This window comes from Streptosporangium sp. NPDC006013, from assembly GCF_040614275.1.
GTDB lineage: Bacteria > Actinomycetota > Actinomycetes > Streptosporangiales > Streptosporangiaceae > Streptosporangium.
In genome coordinates this window covers 1-15923 of record NZ_JBEXUE010000227.1, presented here as the reverse complement: position 1 = coordinate 15923, position 15923 = coordinate 1, and the positions used below count along the sequence as shown (strand labels likewise).

General features: G+C 69.8%; 11 protein-coding genes and 1 pseudogene. 4 read left to right on the top strand and 8 right to left on the bottom strand.

Going from position 1 to position 15923, the window contains the following annotated elements; translation table 11 throughout:
* From ABZ260_RS29525 to ABZ260_RS29510, 4 genes are all read right to left on the bottom strand, one after another.
* Positions 1-853: acyl-CoA dehydrogenase family protein (locus tag ABZ260_RS29525; protein ID WP_355624384.1), on the bottom strand; the 853-nt coding region annotated here is incomplete at its 3' end.
* 59 nt (positions 854-912) lie between these two features.
* The gene (locus ABZ260_RS29520) at positions 913-1704 is read right to left on the bottom strand and encodes an amino acid ABC transporter ATP-binding protein (RefSeq protein ID WP_355624381.1); all 792 of its coding nucleotides are present in this window, start codon (positions 1702-1704) and stop codon (positions 913-915) included.
* Positions 1701-2573: an amino acid ABC transporter permease gene (locus ABZ260_RS29515; protein ID WP_355624378.1), complete on the bottom strand. Its 873-nt coding sequence runs from the start codon at positions 2571-2573 to the stop codon at positions 1701-1703. Before ABZ260_RS29515 ends, ABZ260_RS29520 begins: the two co-directional genes overlap by 4 nt.
* A gap of 9 nt (positions 2574-2582) precedes the next feature.
* Positions 2583-3410, bottom strand: a complete 828-nt coding sequence (locus tag ABZ260_RS29510; protein ID WP_355624375.1) for a transporter substrate-binding domain-containing protein — start codon at positions 3408-3410, stop codon at positions 2583-2585.
* Between the two features lie 671 nt (positions 3411-4081).
* On the opposite strand from ABZ260_RS29510, the pseudogene ABZ260_RS29505 reads away from it, so the two are divergent.
* Positions 4082-4291: pseudogene (locus ABZ260_RS29505) on the top strand (5'/3'-nucleotidase SurE); the annotation flags it as partial.
* A 25-nt stretch (positions 4292-4316) separates the two neighbouring features.
* Here the strand turns inward: ABZ260_RS29505 and ABZ260_RS29500 are convergent.
* Positions 4317-4910 carry a TetR/AcrR family transcriptional regulator gene (locus ABZ260_RS29500; RefSeq protein ID WP_355624372.1) on the bottom strand — a complete coding sequence of 198 codons (594 nt, stop codon included), beginning with the start codon at positions 4908-4910 and terminating at the stop codon, positions 4317-4319.
* Between the two features lie 354 nt (positions 4911-5264).
* On the opposite strand from ABZ260_RS29500, the gene ABZ260_RS29495 reads away from it, so the two are divergent.
* Positions 5265-7658 carry a glycoside hydrolase family 3 C-terminal domain-containing protein gene (locus ABZ260_RS29495; RefSeq protein ID WP_355624369.1) on the top strand — a complete coding sequence of 798 codons (2394 nt, stop codon included), beginning with the start codon at positions 5265-5267 and terminating at the stop codon, positions 7656-7658.
* 137 nt (positions 7659-7795) lie between these two features.
* On the opposite strand, the gene ABZ260_RS29490 is transcribed toward ABZ260_RS29495, so the two are convergent.
* Positions 7796-8062 carry a hypothetical protein gene (locus ABZ260_RS29490; protein WP_355624366.1) on the bottom strand — a complete coding sequence of 89 codons (267 nt, stop codon included), beginning with the start codon at positions 8060-8062 and terminating at the stop codon, positions 7796-7798.
* Between the two features lie 165 nt (positions 8063-8227).
* Here ABZ260_RS29490 and ABZ260_RS29485 point away from each other — a divergent pair, with 165 nt between their 5' ends.
* Positions 8228-10651, top strand: coding sequence for a carbohydrate-binding module family 20 domain-containing protein (locus ABZ260_RS29485; RefSeq protein ID WP_355624363.1), 2424 nt, complete (start codon positions 8228-8230; stop codon positions 10649-10651).
* A 30-nt stretch (positions 10652-10681) separates the two neighbouring features.
* On the opposite strand, the gene ABZ260_RS29480 is transcribed toward ABZ260_RS29485, so the two are convergent.
* The gene (locus ABZ260_RS29480; RefSeq protein ID WP_355624360.1) at positions 10682-12790 is read right to left on the bottom strand and encodes a sensor histidine kinase; all 2109 of its coding nucleotides are present in this window, start codon (positions 12788-12790) and stop codon (positions 10682-10684) included.
* A gap of 573 nt (positions 12791-13363) precedes the next feature.
* On the opposite strand from ABZ260_RS29480, the gene ABZ260_RS29475 reads away from it, so the two are divergent.
* Positions 13364-13498 carry a hypothetical protein gene (locus ABZ260_RS29475; RefSeq protein WP_355624357.1) on the top strand — a complete coding sequence of 45 codons (135 nt, stop codon included), beginning with the start codon at positions 13364-13366 and terminating at the stop codon, positions 13496-13498.
* A 158-nt stretch (positions 13499-13656) separates the two neighbouring features.
* Here the strand turns inward: ABZ260_RS29475 and ABZ260_RS29470 are convergent, their stop codons facing one another.
* Positions 13657-15699: a cellulose binding domain-containing protein gene (locus tag ABZ260_RS29470; protein ID WP_355624354.1), complete on the bottom strand. Its 2043-nt coding sequence runs from the start codon at positions 15697-15699 to the stop codon at positions 13657-13659.
* Between the last annotated feature and the right edge of the window lie 224 nt (positions 15700-15923).

The window sequence follows — 15923 nt, the reverse complement described above, 5'->3', positions numbered from 1 at the left end:
ACCTCACCGGTACTTCGGGTGGCGGCTGCTCGACCAGGCTCCGGCGGCGTACGGCCGTCAGCGCCAGGTCCAGCGTGTGCTGCGCCACGCCGACGCAGACCCCGGTCAGGCCGAAGAACGCCAGCGTGACGTGCTTGTTGAGCGGGTCGGCGTCGGGGTCGGCGGGCGCCTCCCTGTCGAAGGAGTACCGCTTGGGGACGAACACCGGCTCGGTGATCGAGTAGGACGAGCTGCCTGAGCCGCGCACACCGAGCGTGTGCCAGTTGTGGGCGTGCACCACCGCCTCGCGCGGCAGCCACAGGCCGAGTGTGAGCTGCTTGCCGTTCGGCCCGATCACCGGTTCGTCGCCGTCGAAGACCAGGCAGCCGCCGATGATGTGCTCGGCGACATAGCTGCCGCTGCCCCAGTCCCACCGCCCGGTGACCAGATAGCCACCCTCGGTCACCTGCGCACGGCCCTTGGGGTGGAACGCGCCGCTGGTGGGCATGTCGCGGGCCGGGTACAGCTCGTGGTACGCCTCGTCGCCGAGCCGCCCGGCGTAGAAGCCGGTGGCGTTGAGCACCCCGACGTTCCAGGCCGTGCCCGCGTCCACCCGGGCGATCTTGGCGACGACGGCCACCTGGTCGGCGAGGGGCATCTCCAGGCCGCCGAGGCGCGCGGGGAAGCCCATCTCGAACAGGCCGGCCCGACGCAGCGCCATCGCCGCCCGCTCGCTGATCCGCCCCTTGGCGTCGCCGTCGGCGGCCTCCTCTGCGACGAGGTCCAGCACCGCGTCCGCGTTGGCCAGCACCGCCTCCGCGGCCACCGGCGCACGCAGCACGGTCCCGCCGGGCAGCTCGTTGGTCGTGGTCATGACTCTCCTATCGGCCCTATCGGCCTTCTTCATCGGTTCTCGGCGGTCAGGGCGCGCGGTCATCGCAGCACGGCCGACAGGAACGCGCGGCTGCGTTCGTGGCGGGGGTTGCGCAGCACCTCGTGCGGCGGGCCCTGCTCCACGATCCGGCCGCCGTCCATGAACACCACGCGGCTCGCGACCTCGCGGGCGAAGCCCATCTCGTGCGTCACGACGATCATCGTCATCCCGCGCGCCGCGAGATCGCGCATCACGTTGAGCACCTCGCCGACCAGCTCGGGATCGAGCGCGCTGGTCGGCTCGTCGAACAGCATCACCTTCGGGCGCATCGCCAGCGCCCGCGCGATGGCCACGCGCTGCTGCTGGCCGCCGGACAGGCGCGAGGGGTAGGCGTCGGCCTTGTCGGCCAGGCCGACGGCCTCCAGCAGCTCCAGCGCGTGCGCACGGGCGACCGCCTTGTCCTCGCCGCGTACCCGCACGGGCGCGAAGGCGATGTTCTCCAGCGCCGTGATGTGCGGGAACAGGTTGAAGTGCTGGAACACCATGCCGACCTGCGTACGCTGGCGGCAGGCCGCGTTCTCCCGCAGCTCGTGCAGCCTGCCGCGGTGCACGCGGTAGCCGACGAGCGAGCCGTCCACCAGCACCAGGCCACGGTCGATGTCCTCCAGGTTGTTGACGCAGCGCAGCAGGGTGCTCTTGCCGCATCCCGAGGGCCCGATCAGGCACACCGTCTCGCCCGCGGCGACGGTGAGGTCGATGTCGAACAGGACCTGGCGGTACCCGTACGACTTGCTGACGTTCTCGATCGAGACCATCGGTCGCGCGTCACGCGACTCCGGCTCAGCTGTCATCGTTCCGCGATCCTCCGTTCGAGGGTGTACTGGCCGGCCGTCAGCAGGGCGATCACGGCGAAGTACCAGACGGTCGCGACCAGCAGCATCTCGATCGTGCGGTAGTTGGCGCCGGAGATGGCCTGCGCGACGGTGAGCAGGTCGCCGCCCCCGATCACCGACACGATCGCGGTCGCCTTGAGCATGCTGATCAGCTCATTGCCCATCGGGGGCACGATCACCCGCAGCGCCTGCGGCAGGACGATGAAGCGGGTGGTGTTCAGCGAGTTGAGCCCGAGCGCCTTGGCGGCCTCGCGCTGGCCGCGGCCGATCGCGAGCAGGCCGCCGCGTACGATCTCGGCCATGTAGCCGGAACCCGCGAGCGACAGCCCGATGACCGAGGCCGCGAACGGCGTCAGCACCTCCTGTACCGGGCGGCTGAACACCTGCAGGCCGGTGAACGGGATGCCGACGGTGATCCGGTCCACGAACAGCCCGAGGTTGCCGACGAAGATCAGCAGCAGGATCAGCGGGATGCCGCGAAAGACGAAAATGTACGCCGCCGCGGTCGCGCTGATGATCCTGCTCGGCGACATCCGCATCAGCGCGACCACCACCGCGCCGATCACGGAGAACATCATGCCCATCGCGGTCATCAGCAGCGTGCGCATCAGGCCGGCCATGATGTCGGGGTGGAAGAGGTACTCGCCGACGACCGGCCACTCGATCTTGGGGTTGGCGGCGAAGGCGTAGACCGTCAGCGTGACGACCGCCACCACCAGCACGGCGACCGCGCCGCGCCCGTAGTGCCGCACCGGCACGGCGTCCTGGCGGGCGAGCGGCGACACGCCGTCCGCGAGGCCTGGCGCCCGGGATGCCTGCTCTGTCATCACGACCGCTCAGGAGGCGGGGGTGGCCGAGGCGCCCCGCCCGGCGGGCAGGTCGGTGTAACCGTTCACCTTGATGTCCTCGGCGGGCAGCGCAGCGTCACCTGAGTCCCACTTGTCCATCACCTTCTGGTAGGCCCCTGAGCGCGCGAGCGTGCCGAGCGCTCCGGCCAGCGCGTTCGACAGCCCCGGCTGCTCCTTGGAGACCGCGATCGCCACATTGCGCTCCATGTACGGGTCGATCTGGTCGTCCGGCAGCGACACGTTCTCGAAGGCGGTGCCCGACTCCTTGGCGATGGCCCGGGTGGAGACCGTCGCGTCCATCCAGGCGTCCACGGTGCCGCCCTTGATCGCGACGATCGCGCCCTGCGCGCCCGGGTAGCCGACCGGCGTGATCGCGGGCTTGCCCTGCCCGGCGCAGAACTTCTCGCTGTTGCCCTTGACCACGGCCTCCTGCTGGCTGCCGCTCGGCACGCCGATCTTCAGGCCGCAGGCGTCCGAGAGGCTCTTGATCCCGTGCGGGTTGCCATCCTTGACGAGCACGGACATCGGCGAGCGGTAGAAGCCGACGAGGTCGACCACCTGCTCGCGTTCCTTGCCGTCGCTGACCTGCCCGAACAGCGCGTCGACGTTGCCGCTCTGCAGTCCGGGCAGCTGCGCGGGCCATTGCAGGTTCTTCCACACCGGCGTCACGCCCAGGACCTCGCCGAGCGCGACCGCGAGGTCGGGGGTGATCCCGACCGGCTTGGAGGTGTCGCCGGGCTCGATCCCGATGATCGGTGGTGTCTCCCACAGCGCCCCGAACACGATCTGCTTGTTCTGCTTGATCCGGTCGGGCAACTGATCGTGCAGCGCCTGGTCGAACGCCGCCGAGGCCGCGGCTGATGCTGAGGCTTGTGCCGGTTCACTCTCGGACGAGTCGCTCCCGCAACCGCCGATTCCGATTGCCAGCGCGAATGTGGCAGAACAAGCCACCAGGGCGCGCACCGAACCACGTTTCGTGGTTTGCACTGTTTTAGTGACCGGCACAGCTCACTCCTCCCTAAAGGTGACCTTTCGGACACCGAGAGCAGAGACATTACATAGGAGCGATCTGCACTGACAAGTGTTTGGCTCGGGATCGTTCCCATGGGCCCGACGGCCGGGTCGCGGCCGATCAAGTCGGGTCCGGAATCGTGGTGGCCTGCCCTGTAATCCCAGTATTCGCATCGCCTGGGCGACCCGTCGGCGTCCGCACCGCTCACCCTCGCGCTGAAACACGGCGCGAAATGCAAGCAGCCACCCCGTCACCGGCAAGTTTCATGAAACTTGCTGAAAGCTCTTGAGATTCTTGCAGAGGTCGAAGATCGTTCTGCTACACGGACGGCCGCCCCCTGCCCCGAAGCGCATCTTCGTCCTCGAAAGTAGGCCCATCCCCCGTGGAACGAGCCAGGTCACACCTGCGCAGCAGAATCCGTCATGCCCTCCTCGCCACCGCGGTCGCCGCACTCGGCATCACCCCGGTGACCGCCATGGTCGACGCGATGTCGTCCTTGCCGGCGATGTTCACCCACCGCCTCACCTTGAAGGTGGCCGACAAGGTCTGGGCCGTTGACGGGACCCCGGCCGACTCGGTCCTGTTCGGCCTCGGCCACGTCCTCGCGGGCGGCAAGGTCGACCTGGTCGTCTCCGGAGCCAACTTCGGGCAGAACGTCGGCGGCATCGTCAACAACTCCGGCACCGTCGGCGCGGCGGTCACGGCGACTGCTATTCGGAGACCGGGTGGCGGGCTTTCAGGAGGGAGAGGAAGGCGCGGAACAGCCCCGGCATGTCGATCTCGTCGGGGGCGAGCAGCCACTGGAGCTGGAGTCCGTCCATCACCGCGAACATCAGCGGCGCGGCCTGCTCGGGTGTGAGGCCGGCGGGCAACTCGTCGCCGAGCTCGGCGCGGATCACCTCGGCCATCCAGGCGCGGGAGGTTCCGTAGCGCTCCTTGAAGAAATCCCTGGCCGGGTGGTCCTCGATCACGCTCTCCGCGGAGAGCACGGTGAAGGACTGCACGATGCCGCGGCGCTGTGCGTTGTACTCGACCAGCGCGGCCACGGTGTCCAGCGTGATCGTTCCTCCCTCACCGGGCAGCACGAGCACGTCGAGGTTGCGCTCGTCGCGCAACTGCAGAACCTCGGCGAGCAGCCGATCCTTGCTCGGGAAGTAATGCAGCACCCCCTGCTGGCTGAGGCCCACCCGCTCGGCGATCGACGCGATCGACGCCCCCGTGTAGCCGCGTTCGGCGAACACGTCGAGCGCGGCCAGCAGGATCTCCTCCCGCCGGCTCTCGCGCGATCCTCGGCGTCGCACCATGCGTCAACTCCTCTCGTCGCGGCGAGCCTAACGCGATCAGCAAGAATAACAATTACATATCATGACCTACCGACTATTCGGTAACTGCGGGCATACTCCCGAGGGAAAGCGCGTACAGCGAGGCTCAAGGAGATCACGTGGCCGGACCCCTCGTCGTCGGTCCAGGGAGGCCCGGCGTTCTCCCGGCCACCGCACGCGCTGGTTTCGCGCGCCGCCTCGCCCTCGCCGGCCCCGGTTCCCCGGCGACGCTCCGCGCGACCGCCGGAGGAACCGGCCCGCACTCTTCCTCTTCGCCTCGATCCGCGTGATCGTGGGCACAGTTCTGGTCACCCGCATCAAGGAGGTTCGCTGACCGTGTCGGGAATCGAGCACGACGACATCGTGGAACAGGCGCTGAGCAAACTCGACCTGGACACCAAGGCGCGCATCCTGGCCGGTCAGGACATGTGGAGCCTGCCCGCGGCGCCCGGCGTCGGCCTCGATGCGATCGTCATGTCGGACGGGCCGATCGGCGTCCGAGGCGCCAGGTGGACGGCCGACGACCCGTCCATCGCCCTGCCGAGCCCGACCGCCCTGGCCGCGACCTGGGATGTGGCGCTGGCCCGCCGCGTCGGCAACCTGCTGGCCCAGGAGGCCCGCCGCAAGGGCGTTCACGTGCTGCTGGCACCGACCGTCAACCTGCACCGCTCCCCCCTCGGCGGCCGGCACTTCGAGTGCTACTCCGAGGACCCGATGCTGAGCGGCGAGATCGCCGCCGCTTACGTCACCGGAGTCCAGGAGGGCGGGGTCGCCGCCGTGGTCAAGCACTTCGTGGCCAACGACTTCGAGACCGAGCGGATGACCGCCAACGTCCTGGTCGGCGAGCGCGCCCTGCGCGAGCTCTACCTGGCCCCCTTCGAGCTCGTGGTGAAGAAGGCGGGGCCGTTCGGCGTCATGGCGGCCTACAACAGCGTCAACGGGCCCACCATGACAGAACATGACGAGCTGCAGAACAAGGTCCTGCGCGACGAGTGGGGTTTCGACGGCGTCATCGTCTCCGACTGGACGGCCGCCCGCGACACGATCCGCGCCGCGCTCGGCGGGCTCGACATCGCCATGCCCGGCCCCGGCACCGTGTACGGCCCGGCGCTCGCGGCGGCCGTACGCGCCGGAGAGCTGGACGAGGAGGTCGTGGACGAGCACGCACGCCGGGTGCTGACCCTGGCCCGCCGGGTGGGCGCCCTGGAGGGCGCGTCCCGCGCCGAACCCCTTCCGGCCGCCGACGGGGAGGCGCTGGCCCGTGAGGTCGCGGCGGCGTCGTTCACGCTGGTGCGCAACGACGGCGTCCTGCCGTTCGGCCCGGACACGAGCGTGGCCCTCATCGGAGGAGCGGCGAAGGAGGCCCGCGTGATGGGCGGGGGCAGCGCGCAGGTCTTCCCCTCCCATGTCGTGTCACCGTACGACGGGCTCGCGTCCGCAGGGATCCGGATGACGTACGCCCGCGGGGCCGACCCCAGCAACAGGTTCAACCCGGCGCGCTTCCCGCTGCGCGCGGTCTGCCGGGCGGAGGACGGGCGGGTGCTCGGCGATTTCCCGCTGTCCGAGGGGGTGATCCAGTGGCTCGGCGAGATGCCGGAAGGCGTGGCCTTCCAAGAGCTGCGCAGCGTCGAGATCACCGGCACGTTCACTCCCGCGGTCGGCGGCGTGCACCGGCTCTCGATCGAGGGGGTCGGCCGCTTCCGGCTCGTCGTCGGCGGGCAGGCCCGCTTCGACGGGACGATGGTCCCGGAGGGCGATGACCCGATCGCGTTGTTCATGATGCCGCCGCGCACCGTCGTCGACGTGGAGCTGCGCGCCGGGGAGCCGGTCGACGTCCGCCTCGAGCACGCGCTGCCCCGGTCCGGCCTGCTGTCGTTCCCCTTCGTCGGCGCCACGCTCGGTCACCGGGAGCCGTCGCCCGGTTCGGACGAGCTGATCGAGGAGGCCGTACGGGTCGCCTCGGCGGCGGACGTCGCCGTGGTCGTCGTGGCCACGACCAAGGAGGTGGAGAGCGAGGGCTTCGACCGCACGTCGCTGAAGCTGCCCGGCCGCCAGGACGAGCTGGTGTCCCGGGTGGCCGCCGCCAACCCGCAGACGGTCGTCGTGGTCAACGCCGGCTCCCCGGTGGAGATGCCGTGGCGGGAAGAGGTCGCGGCCATCCTGCTCACCTGGTTCCCCGGCCAGGAGGGTGGCCACGCGCTGGCCGACGTGGTGCTCGGCCGTACGGAGCCGGGCGGCCGCCTGCCGACCACCTGGCCCGGCGTGCTCGAGGAGTGTCCGGTCATCGACGTCACCCCCGTCGACGGTGTGCTGCGGTACGAGGAGGGCGTCTTCGTCGGCTACCGCGCCTGGGAGCGGTCGGGGACGGCTCCCGCCTACGGGTTCGGAGCCGGTCTCGGATACACGACCTGGCACTACGAGTCCGCCGGGTACACCGACGGGACGCTCACCGCCCGGGTGCGCAACACCGGCGACCGTCCCGGCCGCGAGGTGGTGCAGGTCTACCTGGCACCCGCGGTGCCCGACGAGTCCCGGCCCGCCCGCTGGCTGGTCGGGTTCGCCGTCGCCGAGGCCGGCCCCGGCGAGACCGCCGAGGTGTCCGTCGAGATCCCGCGTCGCGCGGCCGAGGTCTGGAGCGAGCACGGATGGCGCCTGGTCTCCGGGGGCTACGTACTCCAGACCGGGCATTCACTCGACGACATCCGCCTCACCACCGCCATACCCCTGTAGGAGAGCACAGCGAGGTTCTCCCGCGTACGCGGTGGCGGCCCGCTGGGGCATTCAGTGCCCCAGCGGTTTCAGCGAGCTCTTCGAGGCCGGGCCCGGCGTCCCACCCTGCGGGTTCCGAGACCGATTCCGCCTGAGCGTCACCCAGGAGTGAGCGGGGACACCGCCGGCCGCCGGCTGGGAAAGACCGAAGACGCGCGGATCTGGAAGTCGGCCGAGAAGAGGCGACCGTGGTCACCCTCACGCCCTTCGATGCGGTCGACGAGCAGTTCCACCGCCGCCCGGGCGGTCTCGCCGGGCAGGAAGCTGAGCGTGCTGAATGGAAGGGCTGTTGCCGCCTCCGATCCCGGGCCGGACCGGTACAGGCGACGGCGTCCCGGCTCACCCCGGCACCGTACTCGGGTCACCGGTGACAGTGGAAATGTAAGCGACGGCTCTGTTACCGGCAAGTTTCATAAATCTTGCTGAAAGCTCTTGAAATTCTTGCAGAGATCAAAGATTGTTCTGCTAGATGGACGGCCGTCCCCTGCCCCAAAGCGCACCTTCGTCCTCGGAAGTAGGTCCATCCCCCCATGGAACGAGCTAGGTCACGCCTGCGCAGCAGGATCCGTCATGTCCTCCTCGCCGCCGCGGTCGCCGCACTCGGCATCACCCCGGTGACCGCCGTGGTCGCCACATCTCCCGCGAACGCCGCCGTCACGCTGAACGACAGCGAGGTGACGGCCAGCCTGTGGGAATGGAACTGGAAGTCGGTCTCCGCGGCGTGTACGAACCATCTCGGACCGGCCGGATACGGCGCGGTCCAGGTCGCGCCGCCGCAGGAGTCGGTCAGCCTCCCCAACAGCAGTGACGGGGTGCATCCGTGGTACGAGGTGTACCAGCCGGTCTCCTACAGGCTCGACTCCCGGTTCGGTAACCGGGCCCAGTTCGCCTCGATGGTGACGGCCTGCCACAACGCGGGCGTACGTGTCTACGTGGACGCGGTCGTCAACCACATGGCGGGGACGAACAACCCCGGCGGCGTGACCGGCTACGCCGGAACGTCCTTCACCGGTTACAACTACCCGGCCGTCCCCTATGGGAATGGCGACTTCCACCGCCCCGGGGACAACTGCCCGACCAGCGGCGGAATCAACGACTGGAACGACGAGTCCCAGGTGACCAGCTGCGAGCTGCTGTCGCTGTCGGACCTGTACACCGAGAAGGAGTCTGTCCGCAACAAGATCGCGGCCTACTTGAACGACCTGATCGGGCTCGGCGTGGACGGGTTCCGCGTTGACGCGGTCAAGCACATGAAGAAGGCCGACTTCGCGGCGATCCTCGGCAAGCTGAACAACACCGTCGCGGAGAACAAGCGCCCGTACGTCGCCCAGGAGATCTTCGACGGCGCCAGCAACGACGCGCTGAAGGCGCGGGCCTTCATCGGCAACGGCGACATCCTGGACTTCGCCTACGCCAAGGGCGTCAAGGCCCAGTTCCAGGGGTCGATCTCCAACCTCGGGAGCATCGGAAGCTGGAACCTGGACGCGCCCAGCGCCAACGTCTTCGCCATGGTCACCAACCACGACCTCGAACGCGACGGAGTCACCCTCTCCTGGCGCAACGGCACCGACTACACCCTCGCCAACTACTTCGTGCTGGCCTACCCGCACGGCAAGCCCTCGGTCTACGACAGCTTCACCTACACCAACCGCAACCAGTCCCCGCCCTCCGACGGCAACGGATTCGTCACCGACACCTCCTGCGGCAGCAGCTGGAACTGCCTGACCCAGTCCACCGGGATCAAGGGCATGGTCGGCTGGGCCAACGCCGCCAGGTCCGTCAAGACCGTCTCGGACTTCAAGGCCGTCAACAGCAACGTCATCGGCTTCCACCGCGGCGACCGCGCCTGGATCGGCATCAACGACTCCGGCAGCGCCGCCACCGCGCAGTTCACCACCGGCCTGGCCGACGGCGAGTACTGCGACGTCATCTCCGGCGCCGCCACCACCACCGGCTGCACCGGCACGAAGATCACGGTCTCCGGCGGCCAGGCCACCGTGACCATCCCCGCCAACAACGCGGTCGCGATCCACGTCAACGCCAAGGCGGACATCACCAAGATCGCGACGACCTTCAACGTCACCGCCGACCTCGAATCCGGGCAGACCCTGCACGTCGTCGGGAACATCCCGGCCCTCGGCGGCGGCGACAACGCCGGCTCCGTCGCGCTCGTCGCCGCCCCCGGCGGCGGCTACACCGGCGTCGTCCAGCTGCCCGCCTCCACTGCCATCTCCTACAAGTACCTGATCAAGGAAGGCGCGACGGTCGCCCAGGCCGAAGTGGCCGACCGAACCTTCACCACCCCGGCGAGCGGCACCGCCACCCGGACCGACACCTACGTGCCGGCCCCCGCCAGCGACAAGATCGCCACCACGTTCACCGTCACCGCCACCGCGGCCCCCGACCAGAACCTCTACGTCGTCGGCGGCATCCCGGCCCTCGGCTCATGGGCCCCGGCCAGTGCGATCAAGCTGACCGCGCAGGGCAACAACCTGTACTCCGGAGTCATCGACCTGCCCAAGTCCACCGCGGTGGAGTACAAGTTCATCAAGAAGACCACCGCCGGCGCCGTCACCTGGGAGTCCGGCGCCAACCGGACCCTCAGCACCCCCGCGAGCGGGACCCACGCCGTCACCGAGACCTTCCGCGGCGACACCGCCTCGCAGATCGCCGCCTCCTTCAACGCCAACGTCACCACCTACTACGGCCAGAACGTCTTCGTCGTCGGCAACATCCCCGCCCTCGGCGGCTGGGACCCCGGCCAGGCAATCGCCCTGTCCTCGGCCGACTATCCGATCTGGCGGGTAGCGGTCAACCTGCCCCCCAACACCGCCGTCGAGTACAAGTACATCAAGAAGAACCCCGACGGCGCCGTCACCTGGGAGTCCGGCGCCAACCGGACCCTCACCACCCCGGCCACCGGCACCCACACCAGCAACGACACCTGGAAGTAGCCCTCCGTCAGACCGACGGCGGCCGGACCTTCACGGACCGGCCGCCGTCGGCGTTGACAGCACGGAGCACCCGTGACCTGCCGGCCTGTTTCCGGAAAGCGGGAGCATGGCCTCCACCTGCGTCCCTGGCCCGGCGTCGGTGCCGGTCGCGAGGGCCTGGGTGATCAGACAGGTGCCGCTCAGCTCGGCGGCGCGCTCGCGCATCGAGGCGAAGCCGACGCCGGAACGCCGGTGCCCGGGCAGCCCCTTGCCGTCGTCGCGCACCCGCACGACCAGCGCGTGCTCCGAGCGGGCCAGCGTGACGGTGGCCCAGGTGGCGTCGGCGTGCTTGCGCACGTTGGTCAGCGCCTCCTGCGCGATCCGGTACGCCGCCACCTCCACCGCCGCCGGCAGGTCGCGGGTCTCGCCCTCCGCCTCGACCTGGACGGGCGGCCCCGGCTCCGCGGCGAGCGCGCGCACCGCCCCGAGCAGGCCCAGGTCGTCCAGGCTGGGCGGGCGCAGGCCGTAGACCAGCTCGTGAACCTCCTGGCTGACCGCCTCCATACTGCTGCGCAGGTCCCGCAGCATCCGGTCGGCCGAGGACGGCGCCTCGCGCAGGCGCAGCCGGGCCATGTTCAGTGACATCGACATGTTGGTGAGCGCCTGGCCGAGGCCGTCATGCAGGTCACGGCGGAGCCTGCGCCGCTCCTCCTCGCGTGCGCTCAGGATGCGCTCCCGGGAACGCTGCAGGTCGGCCACCATCAGCACGGCGTGCGCGACGTCCGCAACGTAAAGGGTCGCCACCCCGATCAGCCGCTCGGTGTAGGCGACGGAGAAGCGGCGCGGTCCGGGCGGCCCGATCAGCATCCGGCCGACCGGCTCGCCATGCCACACCAGCGGCACGACGCGCGGGTCCGGCCCGGCCACGCCCAGCTCCACCCGCATGCCCGCCGTACCGACCTCGACGACGACGCCGGTAACGCCGAGGCCGTCGTGCACCACCGCCGTGACGGCGGCCAGCGCGTTTACCGGCTCGGTCTCGGCGACCTCGCGCGCCAGCCTCCTGGCCAGTTCTTCGGGCCGGCCGTGCTTGCCGTACAGCATCACGTCAGTGAGGCGGCGCAGGCGCGTGCGCAGCGGCTGGAAGAACGCGCCTGCCACCAGCGCGGCGGTCAGTCCCGCCACCTGGTCGTAGCCCGACACCAGCAGCGCGGCCAGGGCACCGGTGCCGAAGTACACCGCGCCGACCGCAACGATCAGGCCGGTCGCGATGACGGTCCGGCTAATGACGGTGTCGATGCCATACAGGCGGTATCGCAGCACCGCGAACGCGATCGCCACCGGAATCAGCCCGGTCCAGATCGTCACCGGCAGCCAGTAGTCCCCGCCGAGCAGCAGGAACAGCGTATAGATGACGAACGCGATCAGCGGCCAGGCGATCTGCCTGCGCGCCGCCGAGGCCGCGTGCCGCAGCCGCACCAGCAGAGAGAGCACAGCAAGCACCACACAGGCGTTGATCAGCAGAGCCAGTGAGCGCACCAACGCCGTGTGGTAGGGAGCCAGGGCCTCGATCGCCAGCGGATTCGGAATGACCTCCGGCCAGCGGTAGGTGCTCGCGGGCGGCGTCGGCCGCACGATGTTGCGCACGCCGTCGATGACGGTCGCAGCCACACCGGCGATCGCCACCGGCAGCCAGCGGCGGGAGGGCAGGCGGTCGTCCGGTGAGAGCAGCGGCATGAGGATCCCCAGCGTGCACCCCCCGACCGTCCAGCCCGCGACGGCCAGGATGCGCAGCCACCCCGCGCTCTCCAGATCGCCGGCCGACGCCTGCATGAGCTGCAGCCCGGTCGTCATCACATTGACCGCGCAGGCGAGGCCGCCGACACACATCAGCCAGGCCAGCTTCAGACGGGGACGGTACGCGATCAGGAACGCGCCGATCAGCGGGAACGTCAGGCCCGCGCCGTGGTCAGGCGCCGTGGGCGGCCACGGCGCCCACTCCTTCGGCACCGATAACTGGATCGCGGTGCCGGCCACGGTCAGCGACACCGACAGCACGGCCAGCACGGCGGACACCCCCCGCGCCCACGCCACCCACCGGGCGTCCATGCGGCCCGCGCCCGGCTCACCGCCCTCGCCTGGGCACACGTTCGCAGCCACGTTCCCATTCGCGGACGCCGTGCCGCCTGCCCGCGCCGGCACCCGCTTCGCGGCCGCCAACGCCCGGCTCGCACCGGCGTCCCCGCCTGCCTTCACTGCTTGCATCTCCTCCCCCTGGAAACCTCAGCGCCCGTAGCCGGCGGATCGACCAGGCCGGACTCGTAGGCGATCACCACGAGCCGCGTCTGAGACCTCAAACGATCATTGGGAGGGGACGCCTCCTTCCCTGCCGATCCACTCTCTCAGGCATTTCCTCCCACCGCGCCGCCTCACCCGCGCGGTGGAGCGGGCTCGCGCCAAGCTTGAGCGTTCCGCACTCGCGACGGCGTTCTGCGGGCCGACCTTCACGATCACCGACCTCCAGGAGGTGTACGAGGCGGTACGGGGGCCGGCGCGATCCCGGGAACTTCTATCGCAAGGTCCAGAAGACCGATGGATTCATCGTCGCGGCCGGTTCTGCGTGGAAGTCCGCGACCGAGCGACCGGCCCGACTGTTCAAGGCCTGCCCGCGCAAGGTTCTACATCCACCGATGGTCCGGCCCGCCCGGTCGTCGACACAGAAGGAGCAGTGAAGTGAGCCGCCACCCGCCGACGGCCGACCTCACGGAGGCGCTCGCCGACTTTCGCACCCGGCTCCAGCCGGTCACCTGGACGAGGACGCCCATGCAGCTCGGCAGGGTCCTCCAGGAGGACTCACATGCCGCCTGAGCTGCACGGGCGAGGTTTTCGGCCACGATGCCACGTCACCAGGGGAGGAGCACCGCGACGGTGAGCGCGACACCGCTTCCGGCCGAGTCGTTCTGATCCGTTCTCGCCACGCCGTGAGCGTGTCAGGGGCCGTCCGCGCGGGACGGCCCCTGAGGGTGTTACCGCGTCGTGCAGACGGTTCCGTTGAGGGTGAAGACGGCGGGGAGGACGTTCGGGCCGCTGTAGTTGCCGACGAAGCCGATCGTGGTCGACGCGCCGGTGGGCAGCGAGCCGTTGCCGGGCTCGTTGACGACCTTGACGTTCGAGCCGTTCTGCGTCCAGACGGCGCTCCAGCCGCTGCCCAGGCTCTGCCACGTCCTGGGCCAGCTGAAGTTCAGGGTCCAGCCGTTGATCGGCGCGCCGTTGTTGGTGATGTCGATGGCGCCGACATAGCCGTTGCCCCAGTCGGTCTGGTTGTTCAGCCGGACCGCGCAGGAACTGGAGGCGGGCGTGCCGGTCGTGAACGTGAGGGGCGGGGAGGCCGGCGAGACACCGCCGCCGCCATCCCTCGCGATCACGTTGACCGTATAGCGCGTGCCCGGCTTGAGGTTGCCGACGGTGAAGGAGTTGCCGGCGGTCTCACCGAGCTGCTCGCCGACGGCTCCGTTGTGGCGGTGGACCTCGTACTTCACGATCGGACGCGTCCCAGCGGAGGCGGCGGGCCAGGAGATCGTGGCGGTCTTGTCCGTCACGTTCGAGACCGTCGGCTGCCCCGGCGCGCCCGGCAGCCCGGTCTGGGCCGAGGCGGGACGCACCACGATCGTGGTCAGCGACAGCGGCGGCAGCGTCCGGCTGGTCGCGCTCCCCGAGGTCGAGCCGGCGAGGTCGGTGGCACCGTTGGTGTGGGTCAGCACGGCCGGCGCCCCGGAGGCCGGGCTGAAGCCGGAATAGTCGATCGTGACGGGGAGCGACGTGTCGGACGAGGTATTGATCAACAGGACCGCCAGATCGCCGTTGGGACGGCGGACGGCGTGCGCGCTGACCTTCGCCTGGTCGCTGGCGGCCCCGACGAACCGATCACCCGCCCGGGCGAACGCGCTCACCATCCGCAGCGCGTAGTACGGCGCGAAGGGCGTGTTCATCGCCGGCTCGCACACGCTGCCGTCGGAGGTGCACGTCCCGCTCGACAGCAGGCCGAAATCGCCGTAGTCGGTATGTCCCTCGACCTGTGTGACCTTGCCGATGCCGTTGTGGGTGTTCCACCAGTCGACGGTGAACACGCCGCCTGCGAGAAGCGTCGCGTAGGCGTCGGCGGCGGCGAGCGCACCGGGCTGGGTGTTCGTGCCGTTGCTGCTGGTCCCGGTGTTGAACTCGGTCATCGAGATGCCGATCCGCTCCGACCCGGGCCCCGCGTACTCGGTGATCTGCCGGCGGGTGAGATGGATCATGTCGGGGACCTGACCGGCCCTGTCGAAGGCGCCGGGGTACCAGTGCAGGATCACAAAGTCGATCTTCGGCCCGGCGATCGACAGGACCACCTTGTTCCAGGTTCCTTCGTCACCGCCGGCGACCAGCCCGTCCGGCCAGTTGGCGGGCGTGGTCAGGACCGCGCCGATCTTGATGTCCGGGTCGACCGCCTTCATCGCATCGGCGTACGCGACGACGTGGCGGGCGTACTCGGCCGGGCTCTTGTCGGCGTGGTCGTCCGCCTCCCAGGGGTCGCCGTAGTGACCGTTGCCGTAGTTCTCGTTGCCGATCTCCCAGTACTTGACGCCGTAGGACTTGGTGACGTTGGCGTAGCGGACCCAGGCGGCGGCCTCGGCGGCGGTGCCGGTGCCGTAGTTGGCGGTCACCATCGCCTGCGCCCCGGTGCGCCGCACGCCGCGCATGAAGGTGTCGAAGTCGGTGTTGGGAGCCACGTAGCCGCCGGGAGCGGTGTGGTCGGCCCAGTGGTAGATGTCGGAGTAGGAGCCGCCGGGATAGCGCAGCAGCTTCACGCCCGCGTTCTTGAGCCGGTCGGCGGTCTCGTCGGTGCCCAGCTGGCTGTCCCAGATCGCGTGGTTGGCGCCGATACCGGTTTCGGGGACGGTGGCGAGTGCGGCACGTGCGTTGACGGTCACCGTGACCGGGGTGACGTCGTCGGCGGCGTACGCGGTGGGAACGTTCAGTGCGGCCAGCGTCAGCAGGACGGCGGACGCGACCCGTAACGGGACTTTGGGCATCGGCACACCTCAGTCATAGGTAGCGGAATTCAGTCGACGCCCCCTCCTGACCAGGGAGGCACCATGATCTTGTGGGCTGGCGCCACGCGCGTCAACCGCCGGTGAAAGTTTCAGCCGGTGCGGTTGGGGGCGGCGATCGCTACCCTCGGTGACCTGGGGTTTTCGGCTTTGCGGCCCGATCCGCGGCGGTCGGTGTCCCCGGGCCCGCCGCCGGAGCGGCCGGC